19 protein-coding genes and 1 tRNA gene are annotated in these 15,998 nt (G+C 67.3%); 12 read left to right on the top strand and 8 right to left on the bottom strand.

Annotated features, from left to right (window positions below; translation table 11 throughout):
- Position 1 precedes the first annotated feature (1 nt).
- The 9 genes from CA234_RS03375 to CA234_RS03335 are packed head-to-tail and all read left to right on the top strand — an operon-like array spanning position 2 to position 8,641.
- Positions 2–1,225: an MFS transporter gene (locus tag CA234_RS03375; protein ID WP_126000866.1), complete on the top strand. Its 1,224-nt coding sequence runs from the start codon at positions 2–4 to the stop codon at positions 1,223–1,225.
- Positions 1,222–2,286 (top strand): sugar phosphate isomerase/epimerase, encoded by a 1,065-nt coding sequence (locus CA234_RS03370; RefSeq protein WP_126000865.1) that lies wholly within the window; start codon positions 1,222–1,224, stop codon positions 2,284–2,286. Before CA234_RS03375 ends, CA234_RS03370 begins: the two co-directional genes overlap by 4 nt.
- Positions 2,283–3,428 (top strand): Gfo/Idh/MocA family oxidoreductase, encoded by a 1,146-nt coding sequence (locus CA234_RS03365; protein WP_126000864.1) that lies wholly within the window; start codon positions 2,283–2,285, stop codon positions 3,426–3,428. Before CA234_RS03370 ends, CA234_RS03365 begins: the two co-directional genes overlap by 4 nt.
- Entirely contained in the window at positions 3,425–3,790 is a 366-nt protein-coding gene (locus tag CA234_RS03360) for a c-type cytochrome (protein WP_125972634.1), read from the top strand. The genes CA234_RS03365 and CA234_RS03360 overlap by 4 nt, the downstream gene beginning before the upstream one ends.
- On the top strand, positions 3,787–4,689 hold the full coding sequence (locus tag CA234_RS03355; RefSeq protein ID WP_125972636.1) for a TIM barrel protein: 903 nt from the start codon (positions 3,787–3,789) through the stop codon (positions 4,687–4,689). Before CA234_RS03360 ends, CA234_RS03355 begins: the two co-directional genes overlap by 4 nt.
- Before the next feature lie 14 nt (positions 4,690–4,703).
- Complete coding sequence (locus CA234_RS03350) at positions 4,704–5,534, top strand: DUF1080 domain-containing protein (RefSeq protein ID WP_125972638.1); 831 nt, start codon at positions 4,704–4,706, stop codon at positions 5,532–5,534.
- On the top strand, positions 5,531–6,094 hold the full coding sequence (locus tag CA234_RS03345; RefSeq protein ID WP_125972640.1) for a gluconate 2-dehydrogenase subunit 3 family protein: 564 nt from the start codon (positions 5,531–5,533) through the stop codon (positions 6,092–6,094). The genes CA234_RS03350 and CA234_RS03345 overlap by 4 nt, the downstream gene beginning before the upstream one ends.
- Entirely contained in the window at positions 6,091–6,936 is an 846-nt protein-coding gene (locus tag CA234_RS03340; protein ID WP_126000863.1) for a sugar phosphate isomerase/epimerase, read from the top strand. Before CA234_RS03345 ends, CA234_RS03340 begins: the two co-directional genes overlap by 4 nt.
- 31 nt (positions 6,937–6,967) lie before the next feature.
- On the top strand, positions 6,968–8,641 hold the full coding sequence (locus CA234_RS03335; RefSeq protein WP_125972644.1) for a GMC family oxidoreductase: 1,674 nt from the start codon (positions 6,968–6,970) through the stop codon (positions 8,639–8,641).
- Positions 8,642–8,697: 56 nt separating this feature from the next.
- Here CA234_RS03335 and CA234_RS03330 read toward each other — a convergent pair.
- A tRNA-Gln gene (locus CA234_RS03330) sits at positions 8,698–8,772 on the bottom strand.
- Between the two features lie 23 nt (positions 8,773–8,795).
- A complete protein-coding gene (locus CA234_RS03325; protein ID WP_125972646.1) occupies positions 8,796–9,893 on the bottom strand; it encodes a branched-chain amino acid aminotransferase in 1,098 nt (365 codons plus the stop codon).
- 69 nt (positions 9,894–9,962) lie between these two features.
- Between CA234_RS03325 and CA234_RS03320 the strand changes: the two genes are divergently transcribed.
- A complete protein-coding gene (locus CA234_RS03320; RefSeq protein ID WP_125972648.1) occupies positions 9,963–10,448 on the top strand; it encodes a helix-turn-helix domain-containing protein in 486 nt (161 codons plus the stop codon).
- Positions 10,449–10,470: 22 nt separating this feature from the next.
- Here CA234_RS03320 and CA234_RS03315 read toward each other — a convergent pair whose 3' ends face one another.
- The 5 genes from CA234_RS03315 to CA234_RS03295 all read right to left on the bottom strand — a co-directional run bounded on the left by CA234_RS03315 (position 10,471) and on the right by CA234_RS03295 (position 13,423).
- Complete coding sequence (locus CA234_RS03315; RefSeq protein WP_125972650.1) at positions 10,471–11,085, bottom strand: hemerythrin domain-containing protein; 615 nt, start codon at positions 11,083–11,085, stop codon at positions 10,471–10,473.
- A 72-nt stretch (positions 11,086–11,157) separates the two neighbouring features.
- A complete protein-coding gene (gene proC, locus CA234_RS03310) occupies positions 11,158–11,961 on the bottom strand; it encodes a pyrroline-5-carboxylate reductase (RefSeq protein ID WP_125972652.1) in 804 nt (267 codons plus the stop codon).
- A gap of 1 nt (position 11,962) precedes the next feature.
- Positions 11,963–12,472, bottom strand: coding sequence for a YbjN domain-containing protein (locus CA234_RS03305; RefSeq protein ID WP_010544228.1), 510 nt, complete (start codon positions 12,470–12,472; stop codon positions 11,963–11,965).
- A gap of 112 nt (positions 12,473–12,584) precedes the next feature.
- Positions 12,585–12,845: an accessory factor UbiK family protein gene (locus CA234_RS03300; RefSeq protein WP_125972654.1), complete on the bottom strand. Its 261-nt coding sequence runs from the start codon at positions 12,843–12,845 to the stop codon at positions 12,585–12,587.
- A gap of 14 nt (positions 12,846–12,859) precedes the next feature.
- On the bottom strand, positions 12,860–13,423 hold the full coding sequence (locus tag CA234_RS03295) for a TspO/MBR family protein (RefSeq protein WP_125972656.1): 564 nt from the start codon (positions 13,421–13,423) through the stop codon (positions 12,860–12,862).
- A 161-nt stretch (positions 13,424–13,584) separates the two neighbouring features.
- Here CA234_RS03295 and CA234_RS03290 point away from each other — a divergent pair, with 161 nt between their 5' ends.
- Positions 13,585–14,358, top strand: a complete 774-nt coding sequence (locus tag CA234_RS03290) for a TSUP family transporter (protein ID WP_126000862.1) — start codon at positions 13,585–13,587, stop codon at positions 14,356–14,358.
- Here CA234_RS03290 and CA234_RS03285 read toward each other — a convergent pair.
- On the bottom strand, positions 14,355–15,095 hold the full coding sequence (locus CA234_RS03285) for a TlyA family RNA methyltransferase (RefSeq protein WP_125972660.1): 741 nt from the start codon (positions 15,093–15,095) through the stop codon (positions 14,355–14,357). The genes CA234_RS03290 and CA234_RS03285 overlap by 4 nt on opposite strands.
- Positions 15,096–15,231: 136 nt before the next feature.
- Here CA234_RS03285 and CA234_RS03280 point away from each other — a divergent pair, with 136 nt between their 5' ends.
- Positions 15,232–15,954 carry an alpha/beta hydrolase gene (locus tag CA234_RS03280; protein WP_125972661.1) on the top strand — a complete coding sequence of 241 codons (723 nt, stop codon included), beginning with the start codon at positions 15,232–15,234 and terminating at the stop codon, positions 15,952–15,954.
- Positions 15,955–15,998: the final 44 nt, after the last annotated feature.

The raw sequence follows: 15,998 nt of genomic DNA, 5'->3' as shown, positions 1-15,998 counted from the left end.
CATGAACAGCACGCAGCCCGTATCGGGATTGCTCACGGGGCGACTTAGCGCGCTGATGTTCATGCAGTTCTTCGTCTGGGGTGCATGGAACGTCACGCTGGGCCTGGTGATGCAGACCGTCGGCGTCGGCAGCCTGATCGCCAATGCGTTTTCGGTCGGCCCGATCGCCTCGATCGTCGGCTCGTTCCTGCTCGGCATGGCCGCGGCGCGGTTCCTCAGCCCCAAGATGCTGATGGTGGTGCTCCACCTGATCGGCGGCGTGCTGCTCTTCATCCTGCCGACGCTGCTCACCCCCGAGCATGGCGCCAGCTTCGTCTGGCTGCTGCTCGGCTACATGATCCTCTACATGCCGACGGTGGGCCTTGCGAATACCATCGCGCTCAAGAGCTTCGGCGAGCGCGTCGACCGCTTTCCCTTTGTCCGCGCCTTCGGGACGCTCGGCTGGATCGTCGCAGGGCTGATCATCGGCTGGGCAGGCCTCTCCGCCAGTCCGCAGATCTTCCAGGTGGCGGGCGTCGTCTCGCTCGCGCTCGGCCTGTACAGCATCACCCTGCCCAATGTTCAGCCCGATGCGCCGCAGGGCAAGAGCCTGGTCGCCGAGGTGTTCTGCACCGAAGCCTTCGGGCTGATGCGCAACCGCTCGTTCCTGATCTTCATTCTCTGCGCCACGCTCATCTCGATCCCCCTGGCGATGTACTATGCCTATGCCTCGCCGTACGTGGGCGCGGCGGGGATCGAGAATGTCGGCGGCACGCTGGCGATCGGGCAGATGTCCGAACTGGTCTTCATGTTCTCGATGCCGTTCCTTTATCGCCGCTTCGGGGTGAAGCCGCTGCTGCTCGTCGGCATGATCGCCTGGGCGCTGCGCTATGCGCTGTTCGCAATAGGCGACGGCGGCGCAGGCATCTGGGCGATCTATCTCGGCGTCGCGCTGCACGGTGTTTGCTACGATTTCTTTTTCGTCGCCGGCGCGATCTACACCGGCACCATCGCCACGCCCAAGGGCGTCAACGCGCAGGCGCAGGGCATGCTGACGCTGTTCACCTACGGCGTGGGCATGCTGCTCGGCTCGCAGATCGGCGGCCTGCTCTATGCCCAGCTGCCGGCCAACGCGACCGTCGCTGACTGGCACCATCTCTGGTGGTATCCGGCGATCGCCGCCGCCGTGATCGCGCTGCTTTTCCAGTTCACCTTCAAGAACAACCGTAACGAGGTGCAGGCATGACCGCGATGCAGGGTCCGGGCATTTTCCTCGCCCAGTTTCTCGGCGACACCGCGCCGTTCGACACGCTCGACCACATGGCCGAATGGGCCGCGGGCCTCGGCTATGTCGGGGTGCAGATCCCGTGCGACCCGCGGCTGATCGATCTGAAGCAGGCCGCCGAAAGCCAGGCCTATTGCGACGACCTCCGCGCCCGGCTCGACAAGTTCGGCATCCAGCCGACCGAGCTTTCCACGCACCTGCAGGGCCAGCTGGTCGCGGTGCACCCCGCCTACGACACGCTGTTCGACGGCTTCGCGCCGGCCGAACTGCACGGCAAGCCCGCCGAGCGCCAGGCCTGGGCGGTCGAGCAGGTCAAGCTCGCCGCCCGCGCGAGCGGCCGGCTGGGGCTGAAGGCGCACGCCACCTTCTCGGGCGCCCTCGCCTGGCCCTATGTCTATCCGTGGCCTCAGCGCCCCGCGGGCCTCGTCGAAGAGGCCTTCGCCGAGCTCGCCCGCCGCTGGCTGCCGATCCTCGACGTGTTCGAGGAAGCCGGTGTCGACTGCGCCTATGAGATCCACCCCGGCGAAGACATCCATGACGGCGCCACCTGGGAGCGCTTCCTCGAGGCGGTGAACCACCACCCCCGCGCGCGCATCCTGTTCGATCCGTCGCATTATGTGCTGCAGCAGCTCGACTATCTCGACTTCATCGATCGCTATCACGATCGGATTTCCTGCTTCCATGTGAAGGATGCCGAGTTCAACCCCACAGGCCGCAGCGGCGTCTATGGCGGATACGAGAGCTGGGTGAACCGCGCCGGCCGCTTCCGTTCGACCGGCGACGGCCAGGTCGACTTCGTCGGCATCTTCAGCAAGCTCGCCCAGTACGGCTATCGCGGCTGGGCGGTGATCGAATGGGAATGCGCGCTCAAGAACAGCGAGGACGGCGCCCGCGAGGGCGCGCCGTTCATCCGCGACCACATCATCCGCGTCACCGAGCGCGCGTTCGACGACTTCGCCTCGAGCGGCGTCGACAAGGGTGCGATCCGCAATCTGCTGGGGTTGGGAAACCGCAACGCATGATCCGGCATCCGCTGAAACTCGGCATGGTCGGCGGCGGCGAAGGCGCGTTCATCGGCGCCGTGCACCGCATGGCGGCGGCGCTCGACGGCGACTGGCGGCTGGCCGCCGGCGCGTTCAGCACCGATGCCGGCAAGAACACGCGCACCGGCGACCTGCTCGGGCTCGATCCGGCACGGGTCTATGCGACCTATGAGGCGCTGCTCGCGGGCGAAGCGGCGCTGCCGGCGGGCGAGCGCATCGACGCGGTGGCGATCGTCACGCCGAACCACCTCCACGCACCCGTCGCCATCGCCGCGCTGACCGCCGGCTTCCACGTGTTCTGCGAAAAGCCGATGGCGATGAACGGCGGCGAGGCCCGCGCCATCGCCGCCGCAGCGCAGGCGAGCGGCAAGCAGTTCGCCCTCGCCTTCACCTATAGCGGCTACCCGCTGGTCGAGGAGGCGCGTGCCCGTGTCGCCCGCGGCGATTTCGGCGCGATCCGGCTGGTACAGGTGGAATATATCCAGGGCTGGCTGAGCGGTTCGCTCGACGCCCAAGGCAACAAACAGGCCGAGTGGCGCACCGATCCGGCCCGCGCCGGCCTCGGCGGCTGCCTCGGCGACATCGGCACGCATGCCTTCCACCTCGCCGAGCTGGTATCCGGGCTCCGCGTCGAGACCCTGTCCGCCGAACTCGCGACACACCTCCCCGGCCGGCGACTGGACGACGATGTCAGCGCGCTGCTCCGCTTCGAAGGCGGTGCGCGCGGCACGCTCAAGGCGACGCAGGTTGCCGCCGGCGAGGAAAACGGCCTGCGCCTGCGCATCCATGGCGAGCGCGGCGGGCTGGAATGGGCGCAGATGGAGCCGAACACGCTCACCCTGCGCTGGCTCGATCGCCCTGCGGAAATCCTCCGCGCCGGCGGGCCCGGACTGGGCGACAGCACGACGCCGTTGCTTCGTACACCTGCTGGACATCCGGAAGGGTATATCGAAGCGTTTGCAAACCTTTATCGTGGGTTCGCGAGGCTGCTTCGCGGTGATTCAGCGCAAGTGCCGGGCGTCGCGGACGGGTTGCGGACGATGGCTTTTGTCGAGGCGATGATCGCCAATGCAAAGGCCGACACCAAATGGACCGAGATTGTAACCGGAGAGCGTAGATGAAGTTCTGGATTGGCCTTGCCGCAACCGCGGCGTTGACGGCGAGCGCGCCTGCCTGGGCGCAGACCGCCGCCCCGCCCGCTTTTGCCGCATGCAAGGCGTGCCACACCGTGGAAAAGGGCGGCAGGAACGGTGTCGGTCCCAACCTAAACGGCGTGGTCGGCCGTCCTGCGGCCTCGGCGCCCGGCTTCAACTATTCGACTGCGCTCAAGAATTCCAAGCTGACCTGGGATCCGGCGACTCTCGACCAGTTCATCGCGGCGCCGATGAAGAAGGTGCCGGGCACCCGCATGCCGATCGGCATGGCCGATCCCGCCAAGCGCCAGCAGATCATCGCCTATCTGAAGGCGATGAGCGGCAAATGAGCCTGACGCGCCGCACCGTATTGGTAGGCGCGACGGCGATGCCCCTGGTGGCATCCTCGGCGCGCGGCCAGTCGAATGCGGCGCGCTTCTCGCTCCATTTCGCGCCGCACGAGGGCAGCTTCGCCAGCCGCGGCAACCGGCTGGAGCAGATCGCCTTCGCCGCCGACCAGGGCTTCACCGCCTGGGAGGACAATGAGGCCGCCGCGCGCCCGGTCGACGAGCAGGTGGCGATGGCCAAGGCGCTGTCCAGCCGCGGCATGACGATGGGCGTGTTCGTCGCCTCGATGCCGAAGTGGGGCCAGTCGCGGCCGATCCTCGGCGCGAACGACGGCGCCGAGCGCGAGGCGTTCCTGGCGGACATCCGCGCGTCGATCGACGTCGCCAAAAGGCTGAACGCGACGCGGATGACGGTGGTGACCGGGTTCCTCGATCCCAAGGTGCCGCTCGACATCCAGACCGCGCGGGTGATCGACCTGATGCGGCGCGCCGGCGATCTCGTCGCGCCGCACGGGATGGCGCTGGTGATGGAGCCGCTCAACACCCGTACCAACCATCCCGGCGTCTACATGCAGGGCATCGCGCAGGGCTATGCGGTGGCGCGCGGCGCGAACAGCCCGGGGGTGAAGATCCTAGCCGACCTGTATCACGAGCAGATCCAGTCCGGGAACCTGATCCCCGTGCTCGACACCTGCTGGAGCGAGATCGGCTATATCCAGTTCGGCGACAATCCCGGCCGCAACGAGCCGGGCACCGGCGAAATCAACTTCACGAACATCGTCCGCTGGCTGCGCGAGCGGAAATATGCCGGAACGATCGGCATGGAACATGGCAATTCGGTCAAAGGGCGCGCGGGCGAGGAGCGGCTGATCGCCGCCTATCGCACGATCGACGCCGTCTGAGGGGAGAGAGAAGCATGTCGAGACGCACAAGCGTGCTGCTCGCGGGTCTGGCGGTCCTTGCCGCGACGCCCGCCGCGGCACAGGACAAGCCGGGGTTCAAGGACACCCCGATCCTGCCGGGCGGCGGCAACTGGCACGTCCATGATTCGGACCGCCCCTACCCGACCGTCGTCACCCCTGCGGCGCAGCCCGGCGGCGCGCCCTCGGATGCGATCATATTGTTCGACGGCCGCTCGCTCGATGCCTGGACCGCGCAGCGCAAGCTCTGGCCGGTGGCGAACGGCGTGCTCACCGTGCCCACCCGCGCGAGCAGCGGCGGCGAGAATGCGCTGATCACCAAGCAGAATTTCGGCGACGTCCAGCTCCACCTCGAGTTCCGCTCGCCCAATCCGCCGACCAAGAGCTCGCAGGATCGCGGCAATAGCGGCATCTGGTTCATGCAGCGCTACGAGATCCAGATCCTCGACGGCTATCAGAATCCCACCTATGCCGATGGCACGGTGGGCGGCGTCTATGGCTGGAAGCCGCCGCTGGTGAACCCGTCGCGCAAGCCCGGTGAGTGGCAGAGCTACGACATCGTCTTCGAGCGCCCCCGCTTCGCCGCCGACGGCAAGCTGCTGCGCCCGGCCTATATCACCGCCTTCCTCAACGGCGTGCTGGTGCAGAACCACCAGGCGATGCTCGGCACCACCAACTGGCGCCACATCGCCGAATATACCGCGCATGCCGATGCCCTGCCGATCCAGCTGCAGGACCATGACTCGCCGGTGTCGTTCCGCAACATCTGGGTGCGCCCACTGCCCGAAACGGCGATCGCGCAGGACCTTCCGGGAGACCGCAAATGAACATCGACCGTCGCGCCGCGCTGACCGGTGTCCTCGCCCTGTTCGGGGCGGGCGTGTTTGCCCCCATCGCCCGCGCCGCGCAGATGACCGCGACGCAGATGATCCCGGAGGGGCCGCCCAGCGTCGCGGTGTTCACCCCCGCCCAGCGCGCGCTGATGACCGCGCTCAGCGAGCGGGTGATCCCCACCACCGACACGCCGGGCGCCATCGCCGCGGGCGTGCCCGCCTTCATCGAGAAGCTGCTCGCCGACTGGGCGATGCCGGAGGACCGCGTGCCGATCGTCGCCGGGCTGGATGCGATCGAGGCGCGGTCCCAGCAGGACTATAAGGTCGCCGCCGCCAAGGCGACGCCGGCGCAGCAGGACGCGCTGCTCACCCTGGCGATGAACGGCCAGATCGCGGGCGGCAAGACCTTCTTCGAGGCGTTCCGCCAGCTGGTGATCACCGGGTACTACACCTCGGAGATCGGCATCACCCAGGAACGCGAATATCTGCCGGTGCCGGGCGAATATAACGGCGCCTTCCCCTATGCTCAGGTCAACAAGGTGTACAGCGCATGATGATCACTCGTCGTACCCTGCTCGCCGGTGCGGGCGGCGTCACCGCCCTCGCGCTTTTCGATCGCCTCATTCCGCAGGCTTTCGCCGCGCAGATCCCAGCGGTGGGCATCCAGCTCTACACCGTCCGCGACATCTTCCAGAAGGATCCGGTCGGCACGCTGCAGGCGATCGCGAAGATCGGCTATCGCGAGATCGAGTTCGGCGGTGGCGGCTATGACAGCATGGATCCGGCGATGCTCCGCGCCACCATGGACAAGGCCGGCCTGCGCTGCCCGTCGCTCCACATCGGCTATGACGCGCTGCTCGGCCAGTTCGACAAGTCGGTGGCGATGGCCCGCACCCTCGGCGCCAAGACCGTAGTGCTGCCCTATATGACCGACGAGCACCGCACCGAGGCGGGCTGGAACGCGGCGCTGCCGAACTTCAACAAGTTCGCCCACGACCTGAAGAAGGCGGGCTTCGACTTCGCCTATCACAACCACGACTTCGAGTTCACCAACAAGCCCGGCGGCGTCAGCCTCTATGACCGGCTGCTTAAGGCGACCGATCCCGCGCTGGTGAAGGTCGAGCTCGACCTCTACTGGGCCAAGCGCGCGGGCCAGGATCTGGGCGCGCTGATCGACCGGCTGAACAAGCGGCTCTATTCGTACCACGTCAAGGACATGCGCGCCGATGGCAGCATGTCTGCGGTCGGCACCGGCACGATCGACTTCGCGGCGTTGTTCAAGCGTCCGTCGAGCGCGCATGTCCGCCACTTCTATGTCGAGAATGATCAGGCCCCTGCGCCCTATCTTCCGGACATCACCACCAGCTTCAAGACGCTGCAAGCGCTGCGCTTCTAACCAACAACACGCCCTGGGAGAGGGACATATAATGGCTGCAACCAACAGGTTCGATGCAATCGTCATCGGCTCGGGCGTGAGCGGCGGCTTTGCCGCCAAGGAACTCACCGAGAAGGGCCTCCGCGTGCTGATGCTAGATCGGGGCCGCATGGTCGAGCATGGCGAGGACTATCCGTACGACGGCAAGCCCGCCTATGAGGTGCCCGCGCACAACATCATGCCCAAGCCGCTGCAGGAGCGCGATTATTTCATCGCCAAGCGCGGCTATGTGCAGCCCAGCAACATGGGCTTCTACAACAACGACCGCATGAACCCCTATGCGTTCGACGAGGGCAGCAAATTCTACTGGATCCGCCCCGGTGCGGTGGGCGGCAAGTCGCTGATCTGGGGCCGCTGGAGCTTCCGCTGGGCGCCGGAGGATTTCGAGGCGAACAAGCGCGAGGGCGTGGATGGCGCCTGGCCGATCGGCTATGACGACATCGCCCCCTGGTATGCCAAAGTAGAGGATTATATCGGCGTCTCGGGCTCGCGCGAGAACCTGCCCTATCTGCCGGACAGCAACTTTCAGCCGCCGATGCCGATGAACGTCGCCGAGAAGTGGCTGAAGGAACGGCTGGAGTCCAAGTTCCCCGGCCGCAAGCTGATCAACACCCGCCTCTCGAACATGACCGAGGACAAGCCCGACCAAGGCCGCACCAAGTGCCAGTTCCGCAACCAGTGCGGCAATGGCTGTTCGTTCGGCGCCTATTTCTCGACCCAGGCAGTCACCCTCCCCGCTGCCCGCGCCACGGGCAAGCTGACGCTCCAATCGGACGCGGTGGTGACCAATATCGAATATGACGCGGCAAAGAAGCGCGTCACCGGCGTGCGCTATGTCGATGCCAAGACGGGTCAGGCACAGGTGGTGAACGCCGACCTGGTGTTCCTCTGCGCCTCGGCGATGGGATCGAACCAGATCCTGCTCAACTCGCGCGCACCGGGCAGCGAGCGCAGCCATTTCGACAGCAGCGGCACGCTGGGCCGCTATGTGATGGACCATATCTTCCGCGTCGGCATCGACGGCGAGATCCCGGGCATGACCGACTTCATCGAATATGGCCGGCGCCCGGGCGGCGTCTACATTCCCCGCTTCCGCAACATCGGCGGCGAGGAAGGCGTGGGCTTCAAGCGCGGCTATGGCTATCAGGGCAGCGCCTGGCGCCAGCCGGCAGGTCCGGTGGGCTTCGGCGCCGAGATGAAGCACGGCATGCGCCGCTATGGCCCCTGGCGGTTCAGCATGGGCGCGTTCGGCGAGTGCCTGCCCTATAAGGACAATCGCGTCTCGCTCCACCCCAGCAAGGTGGATCGCTTCGGGGTGCCGCTGATGCGCTTCGACGTGACCTTCCGCGAGAACGAGCTCAAGCTGATCGCCGACGCCAAGGTGCAGGGCGAAGCGATGCTCCGCGCCGCGGGGCTGCAGAATGTGCGGAGCAACGAAGGCGAGCACGTCCCCGGCGACGCCATCCACGAAATGGGCGGCGCGCGCATGGGCAGCGATCCGCGCAATTCGGTACTCAACGGCTTCAGCCAGGCGCACGACGCGCCGAACCTCTACGTCACCGACGGCGCGCAGATGGCCTCGGCCTCGTGCGTCAACCCGTCGCTGACCTTCATGGCCCTGACCATGCGCGCTGCGGACCATGCGGTGAAGCAGCTGCGGGGATGAACCGAAGGAGCGCGCCCGGGTGGCGCGCTCCGTTATGGCTGGGAATTTCTAGAACCTGGCTGGGGCGGGAGGATTCGAACCTCCGAATGACGGTACCAAAAACCGTTGCCTTACCACTTGGCGACGCCCCAACGGGAAGCGGGCTTATAGAGCCTCAGAACAGACGTTCAAGCCACCCATGCGGGTCCGGTGCGACCCCGCGCTGGATTCCCACCAATTGCTCGCGCAGCTTCTCGGTGAGCAGGCCCGGGCCGCCATTGCCGATCTGGAACTCGAAGCCTTGCCCACGCACCGCGCCGATCGGCGTTACCACCGCGGCGGTGCCGCAGGCGAAGGCTTCGCGCAGGCGGCCGCTCTTGGCGTCCTCGCGCCACTGGTCGATCGAATAGCGCTCCTCGCGCACCTCGACGCCCGCGCCGCGCGCCAGCGTGATCAGCGATTCGCGGGTGATGCCCGGCAGGATCGTGCCCGAGAGCGGCGGCGTGGCGATGGTCCCGTCGTCGAACACGAAGAACACGTTCATGCCGCCCAACTCCTCGACATAGCGGTTCTCGACCGCGTCGAGGAACACCACCTGGTCGCAGCCCTGGCGGATCGCCTCGGCCTGGGCGACCAGGCTGGCGGCATAGTTGCCGCCGCACTTGGCCGCGCCCGTGCCGCCCGGCGCAGCGCGGGTATAGTGATCGGACACCCACAGCGTCACCGAGGGCGCGCCGCCCTTGAAATAGGCACCCGCGGGCGAGGCGATGACGAGGTAGAGATATTCGCTCGCCGGCTTCACGCCCAGGAAGGTCTCGCTCGCGAACATGAAGGGGCGGAGGTACAGCGAGGCGCCCTCGCCCTCCGGAATCCAGTCGCGATCGGCCTTCACCATTGCGCGGATCGAGGCGAGGAACAGGTCCTCCGGCAGCGGCGCCATCGCCATGCGCTCGGCGGATTCGCGGAAGCGGCGGGCATTCTCGCCCGGGCGGAACAGCCCCGCGCCGCCATCGGGCAGGCGATAGGCCTTGAGCCCCTCGAAAATCTCCTGCGCATAATGGAGCACCGCGCAGGCGGGATCGATCTGGAGCGGCGCATAGGGCTGGATGCGTGCATCGTGCCAGCCCTTGTCGGCCGAATAGCGGATCACCGCCATGTGATCGGTAAATACCTTGCCGAAGCCGGGGTTCGCGAGGATCGTCGCGCGCTCGTCGCGGGTGCGCGGGTTGGTGTGGGCTTCGAATTCGAAATCCAGGATCGTCGCGTCTTCCATCACTCGGTCTTTCTCGTCCCCAGAGGCTCGGGTTGCGCAGGACTAGGCGCGGTGGCAGAAACGGTCAACATGGCTGCCCCAATTCCTGCCTCTCCCCTCTTCCTGCGCGAGCCCGAAATCCGGCGCGGCATCGAGCTGCTCTATTTCGGCTATTCGCACCTCACCCGCTCGATCGACGACGGGCTGGCGCGCCAGGGGCTGGGCCGGGCGCACCACCGCGCGCTCTATTTCATCGCCCGCAAGCCCGACCTGACGGTGAGCGAGCTGCTCTCGCTGCTGGCGATCACCAAACAGTCGCTGGGCCGGGTGCTGGGGGAACTGGCCGAGCGCGGGCTGGTCGAGACGCGGGCGGGCACGCGCGACCGGCGGCAGCGGCTGCTGCGGCTCACCGACGCGGGCGCCAAGCTCGAGTCCGAACTGTTCGAGGCGCTGCGCGAAAAAATGGCCGGCGCCTATTCGAGCGCCGGCCAGGGAGCCGTCGGGGGATTCTGGGCCGTGCTCGAAGGGCTGATGCCCGAGGACGAGCGCGGCCGGGTAGCGACGCTGGGGCGCTGAGCGCGCCCGACGCCGCCCTTGTTCAGGCGACCTTGAAGCCTTCCTTGTTCATCGCAAGGGTAAGCGCCTTGTTCTTTTCCTCGCTCAGCTGGGCGCGGAGCTCGGGGAACAGCGTATCCTCTTCCTCGCGGATGTGCTTTTCCAGCGCGGCGCGGAATTCCTTCACCTTCTCCAGCCACTTGGGCGAGGTGCTCGGCATGTTCTCGAGCTCGTAGAGGAACTGCTTCACATAGCCATGTTCGGCGTTGAGCTCGTCGGCCTGCTCGGTCTTGCCCGCCTCGCGGAGCGCCGGGTAGATGACATTCTCTTCCTCGATCGCATGCTTCACCAGCGCATGCTTGATGTGCGCGAGCAGCATGTTGCGGCGGATCGTCGCCTTGTCGTCGGTGGCTTCGAGCGTGTCGAACACCTTGAGCACTGCCTTGTGCTCGGCCTTCAATGCATCGTCCCAGTTGCCGGCGAGCGCGCTCGGCGCCTGCACCGCCGCCTTGCGACCGAGCATCGCGAGCAGGCCCAGCGCCGCCCCGCCCGCCGCCGCGCCGGCGATCACGCCCAGGCTGGCGCCGTTGCTGCTGGTCTTGGCGGTGTTGTTCGCGTTGGTCTTGGTGTTACGCTTCGATTCGGTCGTGGTAGCCATGATAGCCTCCGTCGATACGTGGGATCGGGAGGTTAACCATCCGGCATACCAGGCGTTCCGTCGCGTACCGCGCTATTTGCGCGCTTCGGCGGCCATCTCGGCGTTGCGGCGAGCCGAAGCCGCCAGCGTATCGCGCAGCAGCGTCTTCAGCGCCTCGTCGCGATCGAGCACGTTCAGCCCTTCGCGGGTCGAGCCGCCGGGACTGGCGACACGGTCCGCCAGCACCGCCGGGCTTTCGCTGGCAGCCGCGGCCATCAGGCCTGAACCCTCGACGGTAGCGAGCGCCAGCCGCTGCGCCTGGCCCGCAGGCAGGCCAAGCGCGGCCCCCGCCTCCGCCAGCGCATCAACGAAGCGGAAGACGAAGCCCGGGCCGCAACCCGCGAGCGCGGTCAGTGCATCGAGCATCGTCTCGCTCGGCACCCATTCGACCAGCCCGAGCGGCTGCATCAGCGTCTCGGCGGCAACGCGTGCCTCCGCATCGTCGCTCGGGGTGGTGAGGCCGACGACACCCTTGCCGATCGCGACCGGGAGGTTGGGCATCGCACGCACCACGGTCTTTGCGCCAAGCGCATCCGCCAGCGTCGCAACTTCAACCCCCGCCAGGATGGACACCAGCAGCGGCACGCCCGCGACGAACGGCGCGAGTACCGGCGCGACATTGTGGAGCTGCTGCGGCTTCACCGCCAGCACCAGTGCGGTCGGCCGCTCGCCCTCGGGCGGCGCGGTCACATGCCGCACGCCCTCGGGAATGGCCGGGCTGCCCGGATCGATGACGGTGATCGCGGACGCGTCGATCCCCGCCCCTGCCCAGCGGCGGAGCATCGCCCCGCCCATGTTGCCGGCACCGACCAGCCAGATCCGATCCAGCAGCGCCATGTCAGGCTTCGCCCTGGGTCTCGATCAGCGCCGCGGCGATCGCCTCGCTCGGCGTCTTGCCGCCCCACAGCACGAACTGGAAGACGGGGTAGAAGCGCTCGCACTCGTCGATCGCGCTTTCCACCAGCAGCTCGGCCTGGGCGAGCGTCAGCGACGCGCCCTCGTCGCCGTCGATCAGCGCGGCGTGGCGGAACAGCAGGATGCCGGTCGACGACCAGAGCTCGAAATGGCCGATCCACAGCTGCTCGTTGACCAGCCCGATCGTCTCGTAGACCAGCCCGCGCCGCTCCTCGGGGACGCGCACGTCGGGGAAGCCCATGAACTGCAGCACGCCGTCATCCTCGCGCCAGATCGCGCGGAGCTCGTACTGGGTCCAGCTGCCCTTCACCTTGGCGACGATCTCGTCGTCCTCGCGCTCATGGGTCCAGCCATGGGCGGCGAAATAGGTCTCGAGCATGTCGATGGGCGCGGCCGCGTCGCGGTCGAATTCCGCCTCGTCTAGCATGCCCATTCAGCCCCCGGTCGTGTAGCCATGCCCGCTAGTGCCAAGCGCGCGGACGGGGCACAAGCTTGCGCCTGCGCCCCGCCGCCGAAAGCTGTGGACAAGGAAGTCTCGGCCAGCGTCACGCATTCCCTTGCGGATTCAGCTTGGCCTCCAGCGCATCGAGGCGCGCCTTCAGCGCATCGGCCTCGTCGCGCGCGGCGACGGCCATCGCCTTCACGGCCTCGAACTCGTCGCGGCTGACGAAGTCGAGCCCGCCGATCCATTCGCGGGCGCGCTCGCGGGCGCCGGCCTCGGCTTCGCGCGCCACCCCGGCGAAGGTGCCGGCGGCGCCGTTCACCATCTTCACCAGATCGTCGAACAGGCGGTTGTCGGTCTGCATGTCAAAAACCCCACTCAAAGCGTTTCGAGGTGGATGTGGGCGTTCGACGCCGCCGACGCAATCTTTTCTGCATCGGGATTGAGATCGCGGACCTGCGAGAACAGCACGCTCGCGAAGCACACCCACGCCAGATAGGGCAGCAGCATCAGCCCGGCGAGCGTGCGGACGCGCCAGAAGGCGACCATCGTCACCGCGACGAGCACCGCCAGCGCGACGATCACGATCAACGCGAGGTCGAGCATATGGAAGCGGAAGAAGATCGGCGACCAGGCGAGGTTGACGCCAAGCTGGAGGACGAACAGCACCACCGCCGCCGCCCGCCCCCGCGCCCCGCGCGCGCTCAGCACCAGTGCCAGGGCGAGCCCCATCAGCACGTAGAGGATGGTCCAGACGACCGGAAAGGCGATGTTGGGCGGCTGGATTGCGGGCTTGGCGAGCGCCATGAACCAGGGGTTCTCGTCGCCGGCGGGCGCGACCATCGCCGATCCGAAGCCGAGCAGCACCACGAGCGGCACCGTCACCAACGCGCGCCGCCAGAAACCGCGCCGCAGTTGCGCCTTCGATGCCAGTGCGTTCATGCGCGTCTCCCCAATGCACGGGCGCCCGGCCCTTGTTCGCCAGCCCTAGGCGATCGGAACGCGAATGAGAAGGCGCCGGCCTTTGGTTGTCCCCGGTCTGGATGCGCCCCTCGTTCGCTCGAACGATTGTCAGCCGCCCCCGCCTTCGTCTAGCCGGGGCCATGCACCTGACCGTCGATGCGCTCGCCTTCCTGCTCTTTGTCGCCTTCCTGGCTGGTTGCGTGGATGCGATGGCTGGCGGCGGCGGGCTGCTGACGATCCCCGCGCTGTTGACGGCCGGAGTGCCGCCGGTCGCCGCGCTAGCGACGAACAAACTGCAGAGCATGATCGGCACCGGATCGGCCGTGCTCGCCTATTTGCGCGCCGGCCGCGTTGACATTCGCGGCTTTGCGATACCCGCATGCGGTGCCTTTGTCGGCTCCGCTCTGGGAGCAACAGCGATTCAACGGATCGACCCCGGCTTTCTGGCCGCTTTCGTGCCCGTATTGCTGATCTCGATGGGCTTCTATTTCCTGCTGGCGCCGAAGATGAGCGAGGCCGACCGGCATGCGCGTCTCGGCCGCTGGGGTCTGGCTGCCGTATGCGCCGCGATCGGCTTTTACGACGGGTTCTTTGGCCCAGGCACGGGATCGTTCCTGACGATGGCGCTGGTCGCGCTGGGCGGCCTCGGGCTGGTGCGCGCCATTGCCAACACCAAGTTCCTCAACCTCGCGACCAACCTGGCCGGGCTGCTGGCAATGATTGCCGGAGGCAAGGTGCTCTGGCTGCTCGGCATCGGCATGGCTGCGGCGAATGTGTGCGGCAACCAGCTCGGCGCTTGGTGTGCCATCCGCTTCGGCGGGAAGGGCGTGCGGCCGCTGCTGGTGGTGATGTCGTTCGCGCTGACGATCAAGCTGCTGGCCGATCCCAAAAACCCGTTGTGGCAGTGGCTTTAGCCTGCAGCTCGCACCGCGCCGATCAGAAACTCCACATTGCCCTCAGGCCCGGTGATCGGGCTGCGCGTCACGCCCAGCACCTGCCAGCCCTTGCCTTCCAGCCAAGCGGCCACTTCGGCACACACCCGATCGTGCACGGCCGGATCGCGGACCACCCCGCCCTTGCCGACTTCCTCGCGCCCCGCCTCGAACTGCGGCTTGATCAGCGCCGCCAGCCGCGCGCCGGGCCGGGTAAAGCCCAAAGGCACGTCTAGCACCTTCGAAAGCCCGATGAAGCTCGCGTCGCAGACTACCAAGTCGATCGGTTCGGGGATGTGCGCTGGCGTGAGGATGCGCGCACTGGTCTGCTCGTAGACCACCACCCGCGCGTCCTGCCGCAGCTTCCAGGCGAGCTGGTTGGTGCCGCTGTCCACCGCATAGATCCGCGCCGCGCCGTTCGTCAGCAGCACGTCGGTGAAGCCGCCGGTCGAGGAACCGACGTCGATCGCCACCGCGCCCGTCACGTCCCAGCCGAAATGCTCGAGCGCATGGGCGAGCTTGATGCCGCCACGCGATACCCAGGGATGGTCGCGGCCGCGCACCTCGAGGGCCGCGTCCTCTGCGAGCATCTGGCCCGCCTTCTCGATCTTGCGCTCGCCGGCAAAGACGAGCCCCGCCATGATGAGCGCCTGCGCCCGCGTGCGGCTCTCGGCGAGCCCGCGGTCGACGAGCAGTTGATCGGCGCGAAGCTTTGCCATGCCCGCCCTTTAGGCGCGGCCAACGCCCCGGCGCAACCGCTCCTCCATTCGACGCAAGGCTTATCGCCCATCAATCCAGTAGGGGTTATAGAGAAGGTCCGGCCAGCCCCTCCCAGGACACAAGGAGAGGAACGCAATGACGATCTTTTCGCCGATCGATGATCGCTCGCCGATCATCCTCACCGTCCCCGGCCTCGGCGGCTCCGGGCCGTCGCACTGGCAGACGCTGTGGGAGCAGTCCCGCCCCGATACCCGCCGAGTCGAGCTCGGCATGTGGGACACGCCCCACCGCAACGCCTGGGTGACCAAACTCGACCAGGCGATCCGCCAGGCACAGGCGCCGGTGGTACTCGCCGCGCACAGCCTGGGCTGTCTGGCGGTCGCCTGGTGGGCCACCCTCGCCGGCCAGACCTTCGGCACGCCGGTCGCCGGCGCGCTGCTGGTGGCACCGGCGGACGTCGACCGCGACTCGGCGCCGGCGGAGCTCCACGCTTTCCGCCCGACGCCGGCGACCCTGTTCCCCTTCCCCAGCGTGGTGGTGACGAGCAGCGACGACCCCTGGATGTCGATCGAACGTGCGGAGGATCTTGCCCGCGGCTGGGGCAGCCTGTTCGTCGATCCGGGGCCGCAGGGACACCTCAATGCCGCCAGCGGAATCGGCTGGTGGGAGGAAGGCCAACTGCTGCTCGACCGGCTGCTCGATACCGCCGCCGAGCGCAGCGGATCGGTGCAAGCTATGGCGGAGGCGCGCTCGCTGCTCGCGATCAACGCCACCGATTCCGCACAAGCGCATTATCTCGGCAGCCGCCCGGCCAGCTCCGCACAAAACGCGGCGAAATCGACCCAAGCACACTGGTAAACACAGGGAGGACGACCTATAATACTCGGCATGGGCATGGCCGG

It is taken from the genome of Sphingomonas sp. ABOLE, assembly GCF_003950455.1.
Lineage (GTDB): Bacteria > Pseudomonadota > Alphaproteobacteria > Sphingomonadales > Sphingomonadaceae > Sphingomonas > Sphingomonas trueperi.
The sequence above is the reverse complement of the archived record's forward strand: the minus strand, read 5'-3'. Positions and strand labels throughout refer to the sequence as shown.